Source organism: Novosphingobium sp. ZW T3_23, from assembly GCF_044987305.1.
Classification (GTDB): Bacteria; Pseudomonadota; Alphaproteobacteria; order Sphingomonadales; family Sphingomonadaceae; genus Novosphingobium.
In genome coordinates, this window is the sequence record NZ_JBJDRF010000010.1 from 90,476 (window position 1) to 109,537 (window position 19,062).

12 protein-coding genes, 1 tRNA gene and 1 pseudogene are annotated in these 19,062 nt (G+C 66.8%); 3 read left to right on the forward strand and 11 right to left on the reverse strand.

Annotation, left to right across the window (positions count from 1 at the left end; all coding sequences use genetic code 11):
* Window positions 1-163: 163 nt before the first annotated feature.
* The 3 genes from ACI3K3_RS08315 to ACI3K3_RS08325 all read right to left on the reverse strand — a co-directional run bounded on the left by ACI3K3_RS08315 (window position 164) and on the right by ACI3K3_RS08325 (window position 5,339).
* Window positions 164-3,340, reverse strand: a complete 3,177-nt coding sequence (locus tag ACI3K3_RS08315) for an autotransporter domain-containing protein (protein ID WP_404913135.1) — start codon at window positions 3,338-3,340, stop codon at window positions 164-166.
* A 99-nt stretch (window positions 3,341-3,439) separates the two neighbouring features.
* Window positions 3,440-4,369 carry an intradiol ring-cleavage dioxygenase gene (locus ACI3K3_RS08320; RefSeq protein WP_404913136.1) on the reverse strand — a complete coding sequence of 310 codons (930 nt, stop codon included), beginning with the start codon at window positions 4,367-4,369 and terminating at the stop codon, window positions 3,440-3,442.
* Window positions 4,370-4,544: 175 nt separating this feature from the next.
* On the reverse strand, window positions 4,545-5,339 hold the full coding sequence (locus ACI3K3_RS08325; protein WP_404913137.1) for a response regulator: 795 nt from the start codon (window positions 5,337-5,339) through the stop codon (window positions 4,545-4,547).
* A 664-nt stretch (window positions 5,340-6,003) separates the two neighbouring features.
* On the opposite strand from ACI3K3_RS08325, the gene ACI3K3_RS08330 reads away from it, so the two are divergent.
* Together ACI3K3_RS08330 and ACI3K3_RS08335 are read left to right on the forward strand one after the other, a co-directional pair.
* Window positions 6,004-8,166 carry an ATP-binding protein gene (locus tag ACI3K3_RS08330; protein WP_404913138.1) on the forward strand — a complete coding sequence of 721 codons (2,163 nt, stop codon included), beginning with the start codon at window positions 6,004-6,006 and terminating at the stop codon, window positions 8,164-8,166.
* Entirely contained in the window at window positions 8,166-9,101 is a 936-nt protein-coding gene (locus tag ACI3K3_RS08335; RefSeq protein ID WP_404913139.1) for an autotransporter domain-containing protein, read from the forward strand. Before ACI3K3_RS08330 ends, ACI3K3_RS08335 begins: the two co-directional genes overlap by 1 nt.
* Window positions 9,102-9,298: 197 nt before the next feature.
* Here the strand turns inward: ACI3K3_RS08335 and ACI3K3_RS08340 are convergent, their stop codons facing one another.
* The 3 genes from ACI3K3_RS08340 to ACI3K3_RS08350 form a co-directional block, all read right to left on the reverse strand.
* Window positions 9,299-11,545, reverse strand: coding sequence for an FdhF/YdeP family oxidoreductase (locus tag ACI3K3_RS08340; protein ID WP_404913140.1), 2,247 nt, complete (start codon window positions 11,543-11,545; stop codon window positions 9,299-9,301).
* 64 nt (window positions 11,546-11,609) lie between these two features.
* Window positions 11,610-13,106 (reverse strand): lipopolysaccharide biosynthesis protein, encoded by a 1,497-nt coding sequence (locus ACI3K3_RS08345; protein WP_404913141.1) that lies wholly within the window; start codon window positions 13,104-13,106, stop codon window positions 11,610-11,612.
* Between the two features lie 352 nt (window positions 13,107-13,458).
* A tRNA-Leu gene (locus tag ACI3K3_RS08350) sits at window positions 13,459-13,545 on the reverse strand.
* Window positions 13,546-13,802: 257 nt separating this feature from the next.
* Here ACI3K3_RS08350 and ACI3K3_RS08355 point away from each other — a divergent pair.
* Complete coding sequence (locus ACI3K3_RS08355) at window positions 13,803-14,750, forward strand: complex I NDUFA9 subunit family protein (protein WP_404913142.1); 948 nt, start codon at window positions 13,803-13,805, stop codon at window positions 14,748-14,750.
* Window positions 14,751-14,834: 84 nt separating this feature from the next.
* Here ACI3K3_RS08355 and ACI3K3_RS08360 read toward each other — a convergent pair whose 3' ends face one another.
* The 5 genes and pseudogenes from ACI3K3_RS08360 to ACI3K3_RS08380 all read right to left on the reverse strand — a co-directional run.
* Window positions 14,835-15,416, reverse strand: coding sequence for a hypothetical protein (locus tag ACI3K3_RS08360; RefSeq protein ID WP_404913148.1), 582 nt, complete (start codon window positions 15,414-15,416; stop codon window positions 14,835-14,837).
* Window positions 15,417-15,568: 152 nt separating this feature from the next.
* The gene (locus ACI3K3_RS08365) at window positions 15,569-16,291 is read right to left on the reverse strand and encodes an OmpA family protein (RefSeq protein WP_404913143.1); all 723 of its coding nucleotides are present in this window, start codon (window positions 16,289-16,291) and stop codon (window positions 15,569-15,571) included.
* A gap of 88 nt (window positions 16,292-16,379) precedes the next feature.
* Complete coding sequence (locus ACI3K3_RS08370; protein WP_404913144.1) at window positions 16,380-17,903, reverse strand: lipopolysaccharide biosynthesis protein; 1,524 nt, start codon at window positions 17,901-17,903, stop codon at window positions 16,380-16,382.
* Window positions 17,900-18,904: an NAD(P)H-dependent glycerol-3-phosphate dehydrogenase gene (locus ACI3K3_RS08375; protein WP_404913145.1), complete on the reverse strand. Its 1,005-nt coding sequence runs from the start codon at window positions 18,902-18,904 to the stop codon at window positions 17,900-17,902. Before ACI3K3_RS08375 ends, ACI3K3_RS08370 begins: the two co-directional genes overlap by 4 nt.
* A pseudogene (locus ACI3K3_RS08380) lies at window positions 18,901-19,062 on the reverse strand (tRNA (adenosine(37)-N6)-threonylcarbamoyltransferase complex transferase subunit TsaD); the annotation flags it as partial. The pseudogene ACI3K3_RS08380 and the gene ACI3K3_RS08375, both read right to left, overlap by 4 nt.

Consider the following 19,062-nt stretch of genomic DNA (forward strand, 5'->3'; position numbering starts at 1 on the left):
GCAACACGAGAGAAGCGCGTCGGAAAATACGTCGTCCCGGACTTGATCCAGGACCGCTGGCCGTGTCCAACCCACCTCTCGGCAAGGCGCTGTCGATAGCTCCCGCCTCAAGAATTGCCAGCGGTCCCGGATCAAGTCCGGGACGACGTGGGTTACCTCCTTGTCAGAACGCCACGCTCAGCGAAGCGCGGGCTGACAAGTCGGTGGCGTCCTGGGTCCGTTCGGCGCGGGCGGAGAGCTTCCAGGTGAAATCATAGCCGCCCGCCAGCATCGAGACTTCGCTGACCCATGCCCCCTTCAGGCTCTCGGGCGTAATGGTGAAGGCGCTTCCCGCGTCGTAAGTCTCGCCGCCGTTGAACCAGGCGGTGGTGCTGCCGAGCTTGCCGGACAGCACCTCGCGGCGGCCGGCTTCGAGCTGGAAGGTCAGCGGCCGCCAATCGGGCGAGATCGCGCCCAGCGAATAGGATGCCGTCAGCGTGGGCGTCACCGTGGTCATCTTGCTGGTGCGGTCGGCCACCGTCAGCGCCATCGCGTCGCTGTCGGCGGTTTCGCTGTAGCCGTTTTCTTTCAGCCAGAACTGTTCGAGTTCGACCTTGGGCTTGAGGTTGAAGCGGCGCGACATCTGGAAGCGGTACGAGGCACCCGCCAGGCCGGAGATGAGCCAGCCATTCCATTTGCCGTCGGCCGAATAGGTGAAATCGGTATCGTCGATAGTGCCGGTGAACGTGCGGGTGGAATCGACCGATATCTTCGAGGCGCCGATGCGCGCCCAGGCCATGAACGGCCCCTTGCCGGTGCGCCAGAACAGGCCGAGGTCGTGCTGGCCCACACCCAGATCGCCGCTGCCGCTGTTGTTGGTCACTGTGCCGTGAAGCCAGGCGTAGGACACGCCGAAGTAACCCAGGTTCGTCCGCCGCTCGACACCGGCGGAGAGGCCCCAGCCGCTGGCCTTGTAGCCCGCCGTCGAACCCGCATCCTTGGCCGTGCGCCAGTAGACAGGCTCGAACCAGCCGCCGATGTCGGAGATCGTGAAGAGCGAGGTCTCGTCCGAAAGGTGGCGCGAGGCCATGCGGTCGCCGTGCGTCACGGCATCGAAGACGCCGCCCGAATGGTCAGGCAGCAGTCCTGCCACCTGGCTCTGGAGCGTCGCCGAATCCTCGACCTGAAGCAGGCTGGAGGTCAGGCTGTCGTCGTTCTGGGCCGTGGAATAGATCGCATCCCAGGCCGAAGCCTCGCTGCGGGTGAGGCCCAGTTCGTCCGTCGTCTTGCGCGCGATGGTCAGGTAGATGCTGTTCGCGTCGGTGGTGACATCGCCGTTGTAGATGAACGGCAGGTCGGTGTCGGTCCCGTCCAGGGTGCCCTGCACGTCCAGGCTGCTGGCGGTGAGCACCGTGTAAGTGCCTTCCGCGTCCCCCAGGTCGGTGACGGTAGCCGTGACCTTGGCGCCGTCCTCAAGCGTGGCATTGGCTACGGTGTAGAGCGAACTTGTCCCTTCCGCCGTATCGACATAGACCCCCAGCGAGCCCCCCGATTTCACGATCAGGCTACCGAAGGCGATAGTGTCCGAATCGCTGGCGGTCAGCTTGGCGCCGCTGCCGACCGTAAGGGTCAGATTGTCGGCATTGTCGAAATCGCCTGAGTAGACGGCACTGTCCGCCAGGGTCAGCGTCCCGATGTTTCCATCGAAATCCATGGTGCCGACGAAGCTGGAGGTTCCCGCCATGGTGGCGGTTCCCGTTCCGGCGCCGAAATAGACGTCGCCCGTGTAGACCGCGTTGCCGGACAGGCTCAGTCTGTCGTCACCATCGCCGAACGTGGTGTTCCCGGTGATCGTGCCCGATGAGGCAGCGATGGTGTCATCGCCCGATCCCAGCAGGATATTGCCGGTGATCGCGGTGTAGATGGTGGGATCGGTGTCCGTGTCGTTGTCGTCCAGATAGTCGGCGCTGGTCTCGATATCGGCGGCGTTGAGGTACTGGTTGATGGTGACGCCGGTGGTGTTGGCGGACAGGTCTATCGCGGTGCGGGTGTCGGTGCTCGATCCGCTCGCCGCGATGTAGCCGGTGTTCTCGATCGTGGTCAGCGTGCCGGAAAGGTCGCGGATTGCGGTGGAGGAGCCTTCACCCTGAGAGGTGATCGACGCGGTGATCGAGCCGCTGTTGTAAAGGCTGGTCGCCGTGCTGCCCGCATTGATCAGCAACGCGGTCGCGGCCGAATCGTAAGTCGTGGCGTTTAGAGTGCCGGTCACCCCGATACCGTCGGTCAGGTTGACGTTGCCCCCTTGCCCGCCGATCACCAGGCCATAGGCATCGGTGTTGCTGTAATAGGCATTGGCGCTGACCGAGCCGTCGATGGCAATGGAGTAAGTGCCCGAATTGCTCGACACCCCGCCCACGGTGATGTCGCCGGTGCCGCCGACCTGGATCGCCGGGCCGTTGCCATAGGCGATGACGGCGCCGGTGCCTTCATCGTCATCGTCGACACCGTCGCCGTCCTCGTCGTCGTTGGAGCTGTCGTTGTCGACCGGAGGCGCCGCCACATAGATGCCGCCCGCCACGTTGCCGGTGATCTCCACCGCCGCAGCGCCCGAACGCAGGGCCGCGCGTGAAAGCACGGTGGTGGCGCTGTCGTCGTTCGTATAGGAGGCGCGCTGCGAGACAGTGCCCTGGATCGTCACGGCGCCGCTGACGTCGCCGTCCACCACCAGTGCCTGGGCGCCAGCGCCCGTGGCGTAGACGGTGCCTTCCACCGTCACGTCGCCGTCCACGCTCCTGGTGGAGATGCCAACCGAGTTATCGCCGATCACGTTGATCGTGCCGGTATTGGTCACGCTGCCGACATAGTCCGAATCGACGACGATGCCGCCGGAATTCAGGCCTTCCACCTTGATCGTGCCCTCGTTGAGGATCGATCCGCTGCTGGTCGCGCCGGACAGGACGTGGATGCCGTAACGATTGCTTGCGGAGGCGATCGCACCGTCGGCAATACCGTTCGAATCGGTGTCCGCCGGCACGAAGTCCTCGGTTACGGTAAGCGTGGCATCCTCGCCCAGGGTGATGGTGGCGGTGGTGCCGGCATCCACGGTGATGCCACTGGCGCCGTCGGCATCGTCGAGGACGATCGCGCCTTCGAGATCGACCGCATTGTTGCCGTCCACGGTGATCGCGCTGCCGCTTGGCAGGGTGATCGTGCCGTCCTCGGTCACGGTGACATCGCCTGCGCTGGACGTGACGAGGGCCTTGGTGGTGGAAGTGGAAACGGTGGTGGCCGCAAGCGAAGGCGCGGCGGCAAGCGCGAGCACGAGGGCGCCGATGCTGGAAGATGTGTGCAGCGAGGTCATGTCTTTGGTCTCGTCATGAGCGAAAGGCCCGGAAGCGATAGGCCCCGAAGCGAAAGGCTGGGGTGCGGCGGGCGGCGAAGATCGCCGCCGACGCAGGGGTCAGACGGCGATGCCGATCAGCGCGGTGCCGGTGTATCCGGCGGTCAGGCTGCCGCTCAGCGTGGGGGTCATCTGTGCGATCTGCGCCGAGGTGTTGTCGCCGAAGACATTGTCCGACGAGAGCGAGATCGCGTTGTAGTTGGCGATGCTGGCGGTGTAGCGAGTGTCGCCGGTGAAGACGGCGGCATTGGTCGCCGCAGGCAGCGCCAGCTGCGAGATCAGGCTGGCCGAGCGGCCCGTGCTCGCGGACGTCAGGCCGCCGGTGAAGATCTCGAAATGGATATGCGGCCAGCGTCCGGAATAGCAGGCGGGGTAGATCGTCGTGAACGTCACCTTGCCCTCGGCGTCGGTCACCTGCACGCCGCGCAGATAGCTCTCGGTGGTGACGCCGCTGGAATAGAGCGAGTAGCGGCCCGCCGCGTCGCATTGCCAGATGTAGATCGCCGCTCCCTCGATCGCGGCGCAGCCCTTGTTCACGTCCACCAGCTGCAAGGTGAGTTCCAGCAGCACGCCGTCCGCCGTGGTCGTGGAATTGATGAAGCTGGAGCGGATGTCCGAACGGACCACGCCGCTGACGGTCAGCACGTTGGAGGTCGCACCGCTGGCGCTGTTGGTGCCGTCGGCCGGATAGGGGCCGTTGGTCTCGGCAGGATCGGCGATGCAGGTGCTGCCGGACGTGCCGCCCGAGGTCGTGGACGTGCTCGTGGAGGACGTGCCGGTAGAGCTGGAACTGCTCGAAGTCGTGCTCGATGTGCTGGTGGAGCCGCTGGAGCCGCTGGACAAAGATCCGTCATCGCCTCCGCAGGCCGCGACGGCGGTGAAGCCCCCCGCACTCGCCAGGATGGCAAGCGCGCGGCGGCGGCCGATCAGGTTTTCGTTCAAGGTCTTCAGATCGTGGGCCAGGCCGCGATCGTGGTCATGGTCTTCCATTGCAGTCTCCCCGCATGTCGCGTTTCGCGCGACGGGTTGGGAGGCCGTCGTCGCGGATCAGTTCACGACGACGAGTGGGGCGCGGCGTTTGCGTTGGAATTTCGGCCCAATTTCAGGCGGATTTCATCCCTTTGACGGAACGTTTGCGTCGCCCGTCCGGCAGGGGAGCACCTTGTCATCCAGGCGAAATATCGCCCGAGACCGAGGGGACGAAAAGGTACCCCTCATTGCGCACGGTGCGGATGATGTCACCGCCGCCCTGGCCTTCCGAAAGTTTGCGGCGCAGGCGGGAAAGCTGGACATCGATGGCGCGATCGTAGTGATCGCTGTCCTCTCCGCGTGACCAGTCGAGCAACTGGTCGCGCGTGAGCACGCGGCGCGGATGCTCGGCGAAGGCCCTGAGCAGGCGGAATTCGCCATCCGAAAGCGAGATCAGGCGATTGGCCGGATCGAACAGCAGGCGCAGGCCCACGTCCATGCGCCAGCCGGCGAAATGAAGGCACTCGCCGGAATGAACGTCGTTCACCGGGCGCTGCTCGGCCACGGATTGCGGCGAGACGACCCGCTCCACCGGCCCCGCACCGGCGCGGCGGCGCAGCACGGTGCGGATGCGGGCAAGCAGTTCGCGGGGGTTGCAGGGCTTGGCCAGATAGTCGTCCGCCCCCATCTCCAGGCCGACGATGCGATCGACGTCGCTGCCTACCGCCGAAAGCATGATCACCGGCGGCGCATCGGGGCCCAGCGCCCGCAAGGCGGTAAGACCGTCCTCGCGCGGCATCATCACGTCCAGCACGATCAGGTCGAAATGCCCGCGCGCAAGATGTTCACGCATGGCGGAAGGATCGGCTGCCGTCTCGGTGGCATAGCCGTGCTTGCCCAGGAACTCGCTGATCAGCGAGCGGATGCCTTCATCGTCATCGACGATGAGGATGCGGGTTTCGAGGTCCATCGGTGCGCGTTCTAGGATCATTGTGCACCGATAGGAACCCCATGTGCCACCCGGATTTCGCTCAGTTTGCAATAGGGGCAATACAGCTTGCGACAAGATCGCAGCCCTATTGCAACCTGCGTGAAATCCGCAGGCAAACTCGCGGGCCAAAATCCAGCGACATGAACATTCCAGTTCGTCAGGTTCCGTCCTGGAGGGACCGCAGCGCAGATCGAGCGACCTCCCCCGTTGTTCTCGATTCTCCACTGCATTCTTCCGGAACGGCCGGAACCGCCGTCCGGTTAGCCACCGCCAAGGCGCCGGACGGTGCCGGGTCCGTCGCCGCGGCAGGTCACGTAGTCGCACCCGCCCTGTCCTGCGACGGTCCCGGACTTATATCAGTCGGCGATCGAAGGCCGGAACGCCTTCCCGATAGTGACACAAACCGGTGCTACCCGGCACATCGCCGCCCCGGCCGCGCACGACATGATGCGCCGGCGGGCGCGCACGGAATTCTCTTTCCGGCAAGGCCAGGAAGGCCCGCCCCGGAAAGGTACCTGGGTGACCGCCCTCGTCGCACAGTCGCGGACTGTTCGGCCGGGGCGCGGAGCGGGTTCGGAAGAGCGGTGTCCCTCTCTTCCGAACCTGCTTCGCAAAATCTCCGATTCGCTCGAACCCTTCGCCGATTCGTGGCATTGGCGCGATCATGAGCCCACCCCTCCGGATTCCGGCCCGCCCGATCCTTCCCCGTTTCGCCAACCGTCTCGGCCTGCCGTTGGCGATGCAGATGATCGTCATCCTCGTCTGCGCCCTCATCGGTGCGCAGCTGGTGACGCTGGGGCTTACCGTGATCCTCCCTCCCAGCCCCACCGCGCGCTGGAATATCGACGAGGTGGCCAGCGCCCTGACCTCCGGCGAAGTCCCCGACCGGCTCGAACGCAAGCCGATGCTGGGCCCGCCGGACGTCAGCGGGCAAGGCTGGCTCGTGTCCGAATCCTCCCGCGACGCCCTGGCGCAACGCCTCGGCCGCCCGCGCAAGGACGTGGTCCTGGCGTTCTACACCCAGTTGCCGGTGGGCGGCGTGGCCGTGCCGAGCAATGGCCGCTCTCCTCTGGCGAAGGTCGAAGGCGTCCCCAAGGCGCACGGCGGCGCGGCCTCGCTGCTGATCGGTTCCGCGGACGCACAGTCGATTCCGGGTGGACCGCCTCCGGGTGGCGCGGCCGGTCCCGGCGGGATGCCGGGCGGGCATTTTCCGGGCGGCCAGATGCCCGGAGGACAAATGCCGGGCGGCTCGATGCCGCGCGTGCCGTCGATGCCCGGCGGCGCCTCGGGCATGCGCGCTCCCCCCGTTCGCGCGCCGGGTGGCCAAGCGCCAGGAGGCCAAGTGCCGGGCGGAAAGGTGCCCGGCGCGCCGAACGCCGGCCAAGCGCCAGCGTCTGGTCCCCCCTCGTCCGGTCAACGCCCCGGTGGACCAAGCGGCGAAATCGCCAACCCGGAAGGCCGCCCCGGACAGTCGCCCGGCCTCGGCCTCCGCCCAGGTGGTTTCGCGGGGCCCGGCGGGATCACCGGGCCGGTCGGAGGCGGTGCCTTGGGATCGGGCATGGCCGGGCCGGTCATGCCCCGCATGAACGACATACCCCGCACGATCCTTCCGATCGCCACGCCCGATCCGGTCGCCAGCCCAGCCGGGCCCAGCCGCCCCCGGCCGCTCACCGTCGCGGCGCCGCCGGTGATGCTGACCCCACCCGCCGCGTCACCCTCCGCCGTGTCGGAAGCTCCGGAAAACCCTGACGTGGAGGCGCGCCCAGACACACCATCGACACCGCAGCCCGCGATCCCCGGCGCGCCGCAGCCGATACCCTTCCGCCATTCGGGCGGCAGCTTCTTCGCGCTGACCTCGCCCCCCTTCATCGAGGGGGATTTCGTCGCCGCCACCCGCCAGCCGGACGGTCAATGGCTGGCGGTCGCGCCCCGTGCGGAGCCCTTCCCCAATGCCTGGCAGAAGCGCGTCATGCTGTGGTTCGCTCTCTCACTGGCGATCATCAGCCCGCTCGCCTGGCTGTTCGCGCGCCGCATCGTCGTGCCGCTCAAGGACTTCGCGCAAGCTGCCGAACAGCTTGGCCGCGACCCGTCGGCGACGATCCTGCCACTCTCCGGTCCCGCCGAGATCGGCCGTGCCGCCAATGCCTTCAACCAGATGCGCCACCGGCTGCGCGCTTTCGTGGACGATCGCACGGCCATGGTCGGCGCGATCAGCCACGACTTGCGCACGCCGCTCACCCGCCTGCGCTTCCGCATCGAGGATGTGCCCGACGATCAGCGGGACGGCCTGCTGAAGGAAGTGAGCGAGATGGAAGCGATGATCAGCCAGGTCATCGCGTTCATCCGCGACGCCTCGACACCGGGCCCGCGCGAGCGCGTGGACTTCGCCGATCTCATTGCCGGCAGCGTGGCCGATGCGCAGTTCGTGGGCGGCCGGGTGACGATCGAACACAACCTCCACATCCCCGTCGAAGTGGACCCGGTCGGCATCCGCCGCCTGCTGGGCAACCTGCTGGAGAATGCCATCAAGTACGGCGAGAGCGCCAAGGTCCGCGTCAGCCTGCTGGACGGCGAGGCCGTGGCCGAGATCGTCGATGCCGGCCCCGGCATTCCCGAAGCGGAGTTCGATCGGGCGTTCGAACCGTTCTACCGATCCGACAACGCCCGCCGCTCCGGCCAGAAAGGCACCGGGTTGGGCCTGGCGGTCTGCCGCTCGATCGCGCGCGCGCACGGCGGGGATGTCAGCTTCGCGCACGGCGGAGACGGGTTCGCGGCCCGCGTGACGGTTCCCGCGGCCTTCGACACGACCCTGCGAAAGGTCGCCTGATGCCCCGCACATCGCAGGCGCGCCTGCTCGCGGCGGGAGTCGTCGCTCTGTTCCTTGCTCCCTCGGCACAAGCGCAGGACGTCTCGGCAGAGAGCACAGGTAATGCCGATGCCGTGCTACAGGACGCTCCCGAACCACCGGCACCCGCGCCGTGGACGGTCACCGCATCCGCCGGAGTGAGCAATCGCGACGACGGCCCCGACGGTTCCTGGCAGTCGCTGTCCCTCACACGGCAACTGGGCAGAGGCTATGTGCGCGGCGGGCTGATGCGCTATCACGGCACGCTGATCCAGTCCTATACCGCCCTGCCCTCGGACTATTACGTCGGCACCCTTGGCGCGGGCGGAAATTTCGACAACTGGGTGGTGGACGGCTGGGCCAGCTACGGCCGGCAGGAATACGGCCGCATCACCACCGGCCGGGGCAGCCGCGAGAGCACCGGCGCCAAGAGCAGCCGCTATTTCGCGTTGGGGGGCGACTTCGGCCGGATCCTGCCGCTATCGCCCCGCTGGTTCGTGACGCCTACCGTCGTCGGCTCCTATGCCGAAGGGCGGCTGCTGCGCCCGGCGCCCGAATTCACCGGCCTGATCGACCTGGAAACCCGCGAGCCCACCTGGACGCTCGGCAGCACCCTGCGCATCGACCATGCCTTCGGCAGGAACGCGGATAATTACGCCGGGCTCTCGGTCTCCCGGAACTGGACGAGCAATGCGGTCTCGCAAGTTACGGGCGGACAGTTCGAGGATCTGAGCGACGTCCCCCGCTCGGGCCTGCTCCCCTCGCAGCATTATTCGGATGCCTGGTGGGAAGTGGGGGTCAGCACCAACATGAAGCTGACGGACCGGCTCCATCTCGACCTCTATGCCTCGCGCAGTTTCGATGCGCTGGCGGGCAACACGACCTCCGCAGGGGTTTCGCTGCGACGGTCGTTTTGAGAGCAGCCACCATTCCACCAAACCGCTAACGTCATCCTGAACTCGTTTCAGGATCCATTTCGCCGATCGGGCGACGGGTGATGGTCACCAATGGATCCTGAAACAAGTTCAGGATGACGTGGCGTTTGGGTCTGAGGTGGCGGAGGCACTAAGGCACTAACGCCTGAAAGCCCGCGTGGGCCGCGAAGGACCGGACCCTACGCCGCCCGCACAATCTCCACCGGTATCGACTTGTAGGCCGGTGTCCCGCTCACCGGATCGAAGTCCTCCAGCGGCACCAGGCAATTCGCCTCGGGATAATAGGCCGCCAGCGAGCCGCGCGCGATGGCGTGCTTGACGACCGTGTAGCCCTTCAGCGCGCGCCCGGCGGCGGTGGTCACGTCGACGATATCGCCATGCGCCAGGCCCAGCATGTCGAGATCGACCTCGTTCGCGAAGATCACGTCGCGGCGGCCGGTCACGCCGCGATAGCGATCGTCCAGGCTGTAGATCGTGGTGTTGTACTGGTCATGGCTGCGGATCGTGGTGAGCAGCATGGACCGCGCGCCGTGCTCCGCCTCCACCGAGTGGGCGATGAACTGCGCCTTGCCGCTGGGCGTCTTCCAGACGCGGTGATCGGGCGCGATGGTAAGGCGGAAACCGCCCGGCTCGCGGACGCGGCCGTTGAAGTCGTGGAAGTCGGGATAGACCTGCTCGATCCCTTCGCGAATACGGTCGTAATCGGCCACCAGCACGTCCCAATCGACCAGGGAGCGCGGCATGGCCGCCTTGGCGAGCCCCGCGACGATCGCCGGCTCCGAGCGCACCAGCGGCCCCGGCGACTTCAGCTTCCCGCGCGAGGCGTGAACCATGGACATGCTGTCTTCCACGGTGACGAACTGCGCGCCCGTAGCCTGCTCGTCCAGCTCGGTCCGGCCCAGGCAGGGCAGCACCAGCGTCTCCCTGGCGGTGAGCATGCAGGTGCGGTTGAACTTGGTCAGGATGTTCACCGAGAGGTCCAGCCTGCGCACGGCGGCGAAGCAGGCATCCGGATCGGGCATGGCGACGGCGAGGTTGCCGCCGAGGCTGATCAGCGCCTTCGATCGCCCGTCGCGCATGGCCTCCAGCGCCTCGACGGCATTGTGCCCATGCTCACGCGGCGAAGTGATCCCGTAGGTGGCGTCGAGCCGTTCGAGCATCTCCTCGGCCGGGATCTCGGTGATGCCCACGGTGCGGTCGCCCTGGACGTTGCTGTGGCCGCGCAAGGGGCAGATGCCGGCGCCGGGCTTGCCGAACATGCCCCGCAGCAGCAGCAGATTGGCGATCGACTGCACGTTCTGCGTGCCGTGGCGGTGCTGGGTGATGCCCATGCCGTAGCAGACGATCACCCGATCGGCATTCATGTAGACCCTGGCCATCGTCTCGATGGCATCGCGCGTCAGGCCGGACTCCGTCTCGATCCAGTCCCACGAGGTCGCGTCGAGATCGGCCTTGAGCGCCTCGATCCCCTCGGTATGCTCGGCGATGAAGGCATGATCCAGCGCGTCGGCCGCGATCACCAGCTTCATCATCCCCTTGAGCATCGCCATGTCGCCGCCGATCCGCACCTGATGATAGGCGGAAGCCAGCGGCGTGGCGTGGGTGGACAGCATCTCGGTGGGGTGCTGCGGCGACTTGAAGCGCTCCAGCCCGCGCTCGCGCATGGGATTGGCGACGACGATCGGCACGCCCCGCTTGGAAGCGGCGGCCAGCGTGGAGAGCATGCGCGGGTGGTTGGTGCCGGGATTGTGGCCGATGCAGAAGATGGCATCGGCATGGTCGAAGTCTTCCAGCGTCACCGTGCCCTTGCCGATGCCGATCGACTTGGGCAGCCCGACGCTCGTCGCCTCGTGGCACATGTTGGAGCAATCGGGGAAGTTGTTGGTGCCGAACTCGCGTGCGAAAAGCTGATAGAGGAACGCCGCCTCGTTGGAAGCGCGGCCCGAGCAGTAGAATTCGCAGGCGTGCGGATCGTCAAGGTCGCGCAGAACGGCGCCGGCGCGGGCGAAAGCCTCGTCCCAGCTGATCGGCACGAAGTGGTCGGTGTCGGGGTCGTAGCGCAGCGGCTCGGTGAGGCGGCCGGCGTCTTCCAGCCGGTGGTCGCTCCAGGTCCACAACTCGCTGACGCTGTGCTGCGCGAAGAATTCGGGATCGACGCGCTTGACGGTCGCTTCCCAGGTCACCGCCTTGGCGCCGTTCTCGCAGAACTCGAAGGAAGAGGTATGCTTGGGGTCGGGCCAGGCGCAACCGGGGCAGTCGAATCCGTCGGGCTGGTTCATCTGGAGCAGCGCGCGGGTGTCCGGACTGGCCTTCATCTGCTCGCGCACGGTGCGCGCCACCGCGCCCAGCGCACCCCAGCCCCCGGCGGGCCCCTTGTAGTCGTTAATGCCTTCGGGATTGCCGTCGACGGGGTGATTTTCGGCCATGAACCTGTCCTTCTGAGACTCGTCGCTTAGACCAACGATCCACGAAGGAACAGGCTGCTTACGGTCAACGCGGCTGGAGTTTTCCGCGCCGGAAGCGATCGGGCAAGAGGTTTGCGGCAAGGCGCAGCATCTCCAGCATGGCCTGCCGCCCTCCCGAGGTGCAGGCCTGCGCCGCCACCGCCCCGATGTAGCTGGCGGTCACCGCAAGCATCAACAGCCAGATCGTCGGCAACGCCCGGCCGGCCGCCGTCTCGCGGACCAATTCGACCACGCCCCAGGCGAACAGGCCGCCCACCAGCGAAGGTAGCTGAACCAGGTACATGAAGCGCTGGGAAACCGGCGTGCCCCTGGTCGCATAGTGGTACAGCAGCGGCAGGGTGACGAGCTGGCCGATGAAATAGGCGCAGGCCACGCCCACCGCGCCCCAGCGTACGCCGATGACGAAACTGACGATGCTGACCGTGCTGGAGAACATGCCCCAATACATCATGTTCCGCGTGTTGCCGCTGGTGATGTAGAGCCAGCCGGTGGTGTTCGGCACGCATTGCACGATCGCGGTGAGGCTCAGCCAGAAGAAGATCGGGCTCGCCCCCGCCCAGCGCTCGCCCAGCAGGAAGGGCACGAGCTGCTCGCTGCAGATCGCCGCCGCCAGGATGCCGGGCATCGAGACAAGCGCCAGAGCCCGCAAGGCCATCTCGTAGACCCGGCGGTAGCGCGCGGGTTCGTCGCGCACCCGGCTCAGCACCGGCAGCATCACCCGGCTGAGCGGCTGGTTGATGTTCTGCAGCGGGAACAGCATCAGCTTGTAGCTGCGATCGTAGAGGCCCACCGCATCGGCGCCTTCGGCCTTGGCGATGATCACGTTGTCCAGATTGCGGGCGAAGAAGTTGACGAGGTTGAACCCGGTCAGGTTCGCCCCGAAGACCACCAGCTTGCGCACCCCCGCGAACGAAGCGCCCAGACGCGGCCGCCAGGGGTAGGCCCGCCACATCATCGCCGTGCTGACCACTGCGTTGAGCAGCGTGCCCAGCCAGATCGCCCAGTAGTTCTTCAGGATCAGCGCCGCGAGCGCCGTCAATACGAACGTGGCGATGGCCACGACGATATCGTTCACACTGAGCGCATGGAACCGCATCTCGCGGTTGAGCAGGGCCTGGTGCTGAAGCTTGAAGCCGGTGACGAGAATGGTCAGGCCGGTCGCGGCCGTCACATATCCGGCCCGTGCGTCTCCGTAGAAGCTCCCTGCCAGCGGCGCCAGCGCCACCATCACCAGCGCCGCGACGATCGAGATGGCCACGCTCAGCCAGAACAGTGCGTTCGATTGCTCGGAACCCAGCTCTCGCGCCTGTACCACGGCCTGCGTGAACCCGAGGTTCTGGAAGGTCATGATCAGGCCCATCAACGGCGCGACCATGGCGGCCACGCCGTAGTCCGAGGGCGAGAGGATGCGGGCCACCACAATGGTCGTCGCCATGGTGGTGAAGACCTTGACGATCTGCGCCAGTCCGGTCGAGGCCATGCCCCGCGTGGCCTTCCGGCCGATCTCGTCGGTTTTCGTCATGGCCGGACCTTAGATGCCGATAATGGGCATGGCGGCGATAATCGACTGCTTTGCCGGTGCCATCAAGGCTGCGACCTTTCGAAGCTGCATTCCGCCGCGGCAGGGGCTGCCGGTTTCGCGCGCAGAGTAGCTTCGCCCTCCGCCGAGCACCATCACCCGAAAGGTCCAAGTCGCGGGATTATCAGGACTTCATAGGAATGAGTGGCCCCTCGGGAACTACACCGAAAGGCGTAGCGCAGCGGATGAGGCGGCAGGCCGACGAGGCACATGAGGACCGAAATGTCCGGAGCGCAGAAACGACTAAGGGGCCACCTTTCGGCGACCCCTTACGTATTCTCAACCGAGTTGAGAATGGTGCCCAGAAGAGGACTCGAACCTCCACGCCCTTGCGAGCGCCAGCACCTGAAGCTGGTGCGTCTACCAATTCCGCCATCTGGGCACGGAAGCGAGGGGGCCGTTGGTGCCGTCCTCGCCGGGTAGGAGGGCGCCTCTAAGGGGCTCCCCGATTCTTGTCAACGCTCGTTCTCGAACTTTTTTCAAATCACGCGAAAAAAGGCGAAAACCGGCTTGAGAGCCTGCGCCCGGTTGCTCGGGAACCGGGCTTGTGCCAAGGGCGCTTATCATGCGCGAAACCGGCGCAGGCGGCTCTTTTCTCCTTCGGCCGCGCCTGCGCCACGCTGAAGGACCGTTCTGAACATGAGCCAAGCCACCGACCCTCTCTACGGCAAAATCGTCACGCTGCTGGGCGGCAGCGGCTTCGTTGGCAAGCACGTTGCGCAGGAACTGCTCGCGCGCGGCGCCCGCCTGCGCATCGCCAGCCGCAATCCCAAGAAGTCCTACGCGCTCAAGCCGCTCGGCAATCTGGGGCAAGTGCAGTTCGCAGGCGTGGACGTGACCAAGCCCGAATCGCTGGCAGCCGTGCTCGCCGGATCGGATGCGGTCGTGAACCTCGTCGGCGCCTTCACCGGCAACCTCGACGCCGTGCAGGGTGAAGGCGCGGGCCGCATCGCCGCCGCCGCCAAGACGGCAGGTGCCACGGCATTCGTCCACATCTCCGCGATCGGCGCCGACGCTTCGTCGAGCGTCGCCTATGCCCGCACCAAGGCGGAAGGCGAAAAGGCAGTGCTCGCTGCCTTCCCGGCCGCCACGATCCTGCGCCCTTCGGTCATGTTCGGGCCGGACGACAACTTCGTGATGATGTTCGGCAACCTCGTCTCGCGCCTGCCGGTCCTGCCGGTCTTCGCGCCGCAGGCCCGGCTCCAGCCGGTCTTCGTGGACGACGTGGCCTTGGCCATCGCCGAAACCCTCGGCGCGCCGGACATCCATGGCGGCAAGACCTTCGAACTGGCCGGGCCGGAGGTGATCTCGATGATCGATCTCAACAAGCGCATCGCCGAAGCGGCCTGCCGCAAGCGCACTTTCGCGGAACTGCCGGATGGCGTTGCCGGCCTCATCGCCGCACTGCCTGGAACCCCGATCAGCGCGGACCAGATCAAGCTGCTCAAGGCCGGAAACGTCGCCGGCGGCGCCTATCCGGGCCTCGTGGAACTCGGCATTGCCCCGCGCCCGCTGGAACTGTTCCTGGATCGCTGGATGACGCCGTTCCGCAATCACGGCCGCTTCGGCACCAAGGCCGCCGCCTGATCGGCCCACGGCCCAGCCGTAAATGAAAAAGGGGCGGGAAGTTCGCACTTCCCGCCCCTTTTCGCATCTCGATCGGACCGGCTCTCAGAGCTTTCCGAACTTGCCCTCATAAGCGCCGGTATCGCCGCTGGCGAGCAGGCGGGCCTGCTCCACCCAGCTGTCACGGCGCGGCCGGCCTGCAAAGGCGCCCAGCTTGCCGTCCAGTTCATCCAGATCGGCCTCCGTCCAGGCAGCGATCTGCTCGAACCGGGTAATGCCCAGCGACTGAAGCAGCGTCAGCATCTTCGGGCCCAGGCCCTTGATCTTGCGCAAGTCATCACCTTCCGCCGCAGTTTCCCCGGCTTCGGGCTCCGCCGCGATCGTCTGCGGCGGCGGCTTGACCGCGTCGACTTCCTCCTGTGCAGCCACCGCGATCACTTCGCCGATCCCGGCCATCGTGCCCGCCATGGCCGGGGGATCGATGTGGACCGGCGCGGTGAACTGCGCCGCCGGCGGAGCATCGTCCAACAGCGCCTGGTTGCGCTGCGCGGGCGCGGCGCCCTCGTCCAGCACGTCGGGACGATGCTGGCGGGGTGCGGGCCTGGAGGCACGCGCGAACAGCCAATAGGCTATCGCGATGCCCACCAGCAACGCGACGACGAATATCAGCCAGTTGGCCGAAATCATTTCCACCACAACTTATCCCTTCCGGTTCCACACCAGCCAGCCGATGCCGAAACCCGCCATGTAGGTCAGCAGCACCGAGACGGCCATCTCAAGCCATAGCGGCATCGGCGGCTCCTTTCATCGTAATTTGCACCCGATCACCTTGTCCCCTGTCATTCGGGGCCCGGCGTATCGATCGGCGTCGGCTTGATAGGCGCAGAGGCGATCACCGAGAATTCGATGCGACGATTGGCCGGATCGAGCGGATCGAGCCCTTCGATCGGCGTCTTCGATCCCAGCCCCGCGGCGCGCAGGCCATCGGCGGGGATGCCGCGCCCGATCAGGGCCCAGCGCACGGATTCGGCACGCGCCAGCGACAGCGCCTTGTTCGCTTCGGGATTGCCGGTGGCGTCGGTATGTCCCGTCACCGCGATGATGCTGCCCACGCAGGGGCGCAAGGCCCGGGCGACTTCATCCAGCAGCCGCTCGCTTACCGGATCGATCCGGGCGCTGGCCTCGGTGAAACGGATGGTCCGGCTGGCAAGGATTGCCTCGACGTCGTCCTGGCAGCGCAGTTTCATGGCGCCTGCTTCACCCTCGCTAGACCATGTTATGCCACCGATGCCCGGCACCCCGGCCACGGCGGCAGCCACGCGCTTGCGGGTATCGGAATCGAGCGCCTGGCCGCCCGAGAGCACCGGATGCCGGGTGAGCCAGCCATAACGGTCGCGAAAAGCCAGATCGACACTTCGGCCGCCCGCCTGGTCTCGCACCAGCTCCGCCTCATGCTCTAGCTGGCCGATGAAGATCGGCCCGCGGACGTCGGTGGCCACGAAGGAAAGCGCCAGGCACAAGGCGGCACCGGCGGCGACGATGGAAGCGCGACGGGGGTTCATGGCACCAGCCTAGGGTGTAAACTCGACTGCGGAAATGCCGGCAGCATCGAAATCGCACGAAAAACCGAAGAAAAACCCGGCGGCGCGGTCACGCCGCCTTGGTCTTCTGGAACAGCTTGCGATCTTCGGGCCCGAACGCCTTTTTCCAGATCACCAGGAAGTACGATCCGAGTATCGCCGGAATGCCGAAGGCCAGCTCGGCCCATTCCGGCAGGAACTGCGTGGCCAGATAGCCCAGCACCACGGCCGGCGCCGCCGCCCATACCAGCGCCCAGCGCCAGTTGTTGATCGGTTCTTTCAGGAACGCAGCCAGCATCTTCGACTTCACCAGCGAGGCGAAGCCGAGCGCCAGCATCAGCGCCGCTGCCGCCGTGGCGGCCTGGAACAGCGAGTTGTAGCCCAGTTCCTGCATGACCAGGATACCGCCCAGCGTCAGCACCGCCTGGAGCGCGATGGTCGCCACCGACACGATCAGGTTGCGCATCCGCGCCACGTAGACCAGCGCCGCCTCGCTGACGACGGCAGTGGCCGCCACCACTTCGGCGGCCAGCAGGAAGACCAGCGCTCCGGTTCCGCCCACGAACTCGCGGCCGACCAGGCCCATCACGCCTTCCCCGGGGATGCCCAGGGCCAGGGCGATGCCCGCCTGGGCCGCGGTGATCCAGAAGCCGACCTGGCATACCTGCCGGGCGATCGCGCCGTAGTCCTTCTGCTTCAGGTTGCGGGTGATGACCGGGCCCAGCACCGGCTCGAAACTGGTCTTGAGCTTCTGCGGCAGGCTGGCGACCTGCTGCGCCGCATAATAGACGCCCACGGCAGAGGACGGCGCCAGAAAACCGAGCAGGAAGATATCGACGCGGCGGGTGGCCCATTCGATCGTGTCCGCCAGCGCGATGGGAGTCGACCGGATGGCCAGCCTGCGCATGTCGCCCAGCCGTGGCCGCCAGCCCTGCGGCAAGCCGTACTCGCGGAAGAACGGGATGAAAGCCGTGATCGCCGCTGCCAGGACCGATCCGATGTAGGCGATAGAAAGGCCGCTCTCGGGCGCGATCCAGATCATCGCGCCCGCCAGGATGGAGATCGTCCACGGCTCGACGATCGCGCGCGACCACACGGTCGGCGTCACCCGCAGGCGATAGGCCAGTGCCGCCAGCCAGATCTCGGTCATCGTCAGCGGCGGAATGGCGATCACCATCAACCGGTCGAGCTGGGTGAAATGTCCGCCGGGGAACATCGGCGTGGGCACGAACCAGAAGAACAGCGCCGCCGTGCAGGACGCGGTGAGGGCAATGATCGTACCGTCGGCGATCACGTTGGCCGGACGAACCTGCCCCTCGGTGTCCGACAGGCGCTGCGCCAACCCGCGCTTCTCGCCCATGGTGCAGATCATCGAGGTCAGTTCGATCACCACCAGCGCCGAGGCGAAGCGCCCCAGCGCAGCCGGGCCGTAGACCGAAGCGCGGCCGGCGATGAACAGGAAGGGGATGCGCGCGGCCAGCCGCAGGAAAAATCCGAAGAGGTTCGTGCGGCCGCCCTTGGCGAGCGCCGCGATATCGTCGTGTTCCTTGGCGGCCTGCTTCAATTCGGAGCCGCTTGCGAGGCCGTCCGTCAAGAAAGCGGCTCCTGCTCGGCACGCAGCGGGCGGGCAAGAATCTGGGAGACCACTTCGGCAGCCGGAGCCTTGCCTTCGAGAAGGCGGCAGACGGCCTCGGCAATGGGCATCTCTATGCCGTCGCGGCGGGCGATCTCTGCCAGGACCGGCGCGGTGGCGGCGCCTTCTGCTACGGAATTCTTGCCGGAAAGCGCCTCGGCGGCGGTCAGCCCCTGCCCCAGCGCAAGGCCGAGCGAGAAGTTGCGACTGGAAGTAGAGGAACAGGTGAGCACAAGGTCTCCAAGGCCGCAAAGGCCGGAAAGCGTTTCCGCGCGGGCGCCGCGGGCAAGGCCGAAGCGCAGCATCTCGGCATAGCCGCGCGCGATCAGCGCGGCGCGAGCGTTCTGGCCGAGCTTCAACCCGTCGACGACACCGCAGGCAATGGCGAGCACGTTCTTCACCGCGCCGCCGATCTCGGCGCCGACGACGTCGTCGGAATAATAAGGACGCAGCGAAGGCCGCGCGATGACCGGCGAAAGACGCCGCCACTGCGCTTCGCCGCCCGAACAGGCCAGCGTCACTGCCGTGGGCAATCCGGCCGCCACTTCGTGCGCGAACGTAGGCCCGGAAAGCACGGCGATCTCCGCGCCGGGCACCGCTTCGGCGGCTACCTCTGCCATGAGCCGGCCGCTGCCCGCCTCAATACCCTTGGCGCAGAGCACCAGATCGCCAGCGAAGCCGAGCGCGGGCAGTTGCGCCAGCACGCCGCCCAGGAACTGCGCGGGCACGACGGCCAGCAGCGCGGGCAATTTCGCAAGTTCGGCAAGCGCGCTGGTGGCCCGCACCGTCTCCGCCAGTTCGGCGCTGGGCAGATAGGCCACGTTGCGCCGCTCGGCGTTGATCCGATCCACGAGTTCCGGTTCGCGCGCCCAGAGCAGGACGTCGCTGCCGTCGCCCGCGAGCGACTGCGCCAGCGCGGTGCCCCAGGCCCCGGCGCCGATCACGCCAACCTGCGCGGTCATGCCTTCACCCCCGCGCCGCGCACGGTCTCGGCCTCGGGGTCGAGCGGCCATCGCGGACGCGCCGCCACGTCGAGCGGGTCGGACTGGCCCATGGCGAAGCGCTCCACGCCCGCCCAGGCGATCATCGCCGCGTTGTCGGTGCAGAGCCCCAGCGGCGG

What these genes read in the sequence shown, in the direction of transcription:
- ACI3K3_RS08315 (WP_404913135.1), bottom strand. Translation starts at nt 3,340, where the DNA reads ATGACCTCGCTGCACACATCTTCCAGCATCGGCGCCCTCGTGCTCGCG.
- ACI3K3_RS08320 (WP_404913136.1), bottom strand. Translation starts at nt 4,369, where the DNA reads ATGGAAGACCATGACCACGATCGCGGCCTGGCCCACGATCTGAAGACC.
- ACI3K3_RS08325 (WP_404913137.1), bottom strand. Translation starts at nt 5,339, where the DNA reads ATGATCCTAGAACGCGCACCGATGGACCTCGAAACCCGCATCCTCATC.
- ACI3K3_RS08330 (WP_404913138.1), top strand. Translation starts at nt 6,004, where the DNA reads ATGAGCCCACCCCTCCGGATTCCGGCCCGCCCGATCCTTCCCCGTTTC.
- ACI3K3_RS08335 (WP_404913139.1), top strand. Translation starts at nt 8,166, where the DNA reads ATGCCCCGCACATCGCAGGCGCGCCTGCTCGCGGCGGGAGTCGTCGCT.
- ACI3K3_RS08340 (WP_404913140.1), bottom strand. Translation starts at nt 11,545, where the DNA reads ATGGCCGAAAATCACCCCGTCGACGGCAATCCCGAAGGCATTAACGAC.
- ACI3K3_RS08345 (WP_404913141.1), bottom strand. Translation starts at nt 13,106, where the DNA reads ATGACGAAAACCGACGAGATCGGCCGGAAGGCCACGCGGGGCATGGCC.
- ACI3K3_RS08355 (WP_404913142.1), top strand. Translation starts at nt 13,803, where the DNA reads ATGAGCCAAGCCACCGACCCTCTCTACGGCAAAATCGTCACGCTGCTG.
- ACI3K3_RS08360 (WP_404913148.1), bottom strand. Translation starts at nt 15,416, where the DNA reads ATGATTTCGGCCAACTGGCTGATATTCGTCGTCGCGTTGCTGGTGGGC.
- ACI3K3_RS08365 (WP_404913143.1), bottom strand. Translation starts at nt 16,291, where the DNA reads ATGAACCCCCGTCGCGCTTCCATCGTCGCCGCCGGTGCCGCCTTGTGC.
- ACI3K3_RS08375 (WP_404913145.1), bottom strand. Translation starts at nt 18,904, where the DNA reads ATGACCGCGCAGGTTGGCGTGATCGGCGCCGGGGCCTGGGGCACCGCG.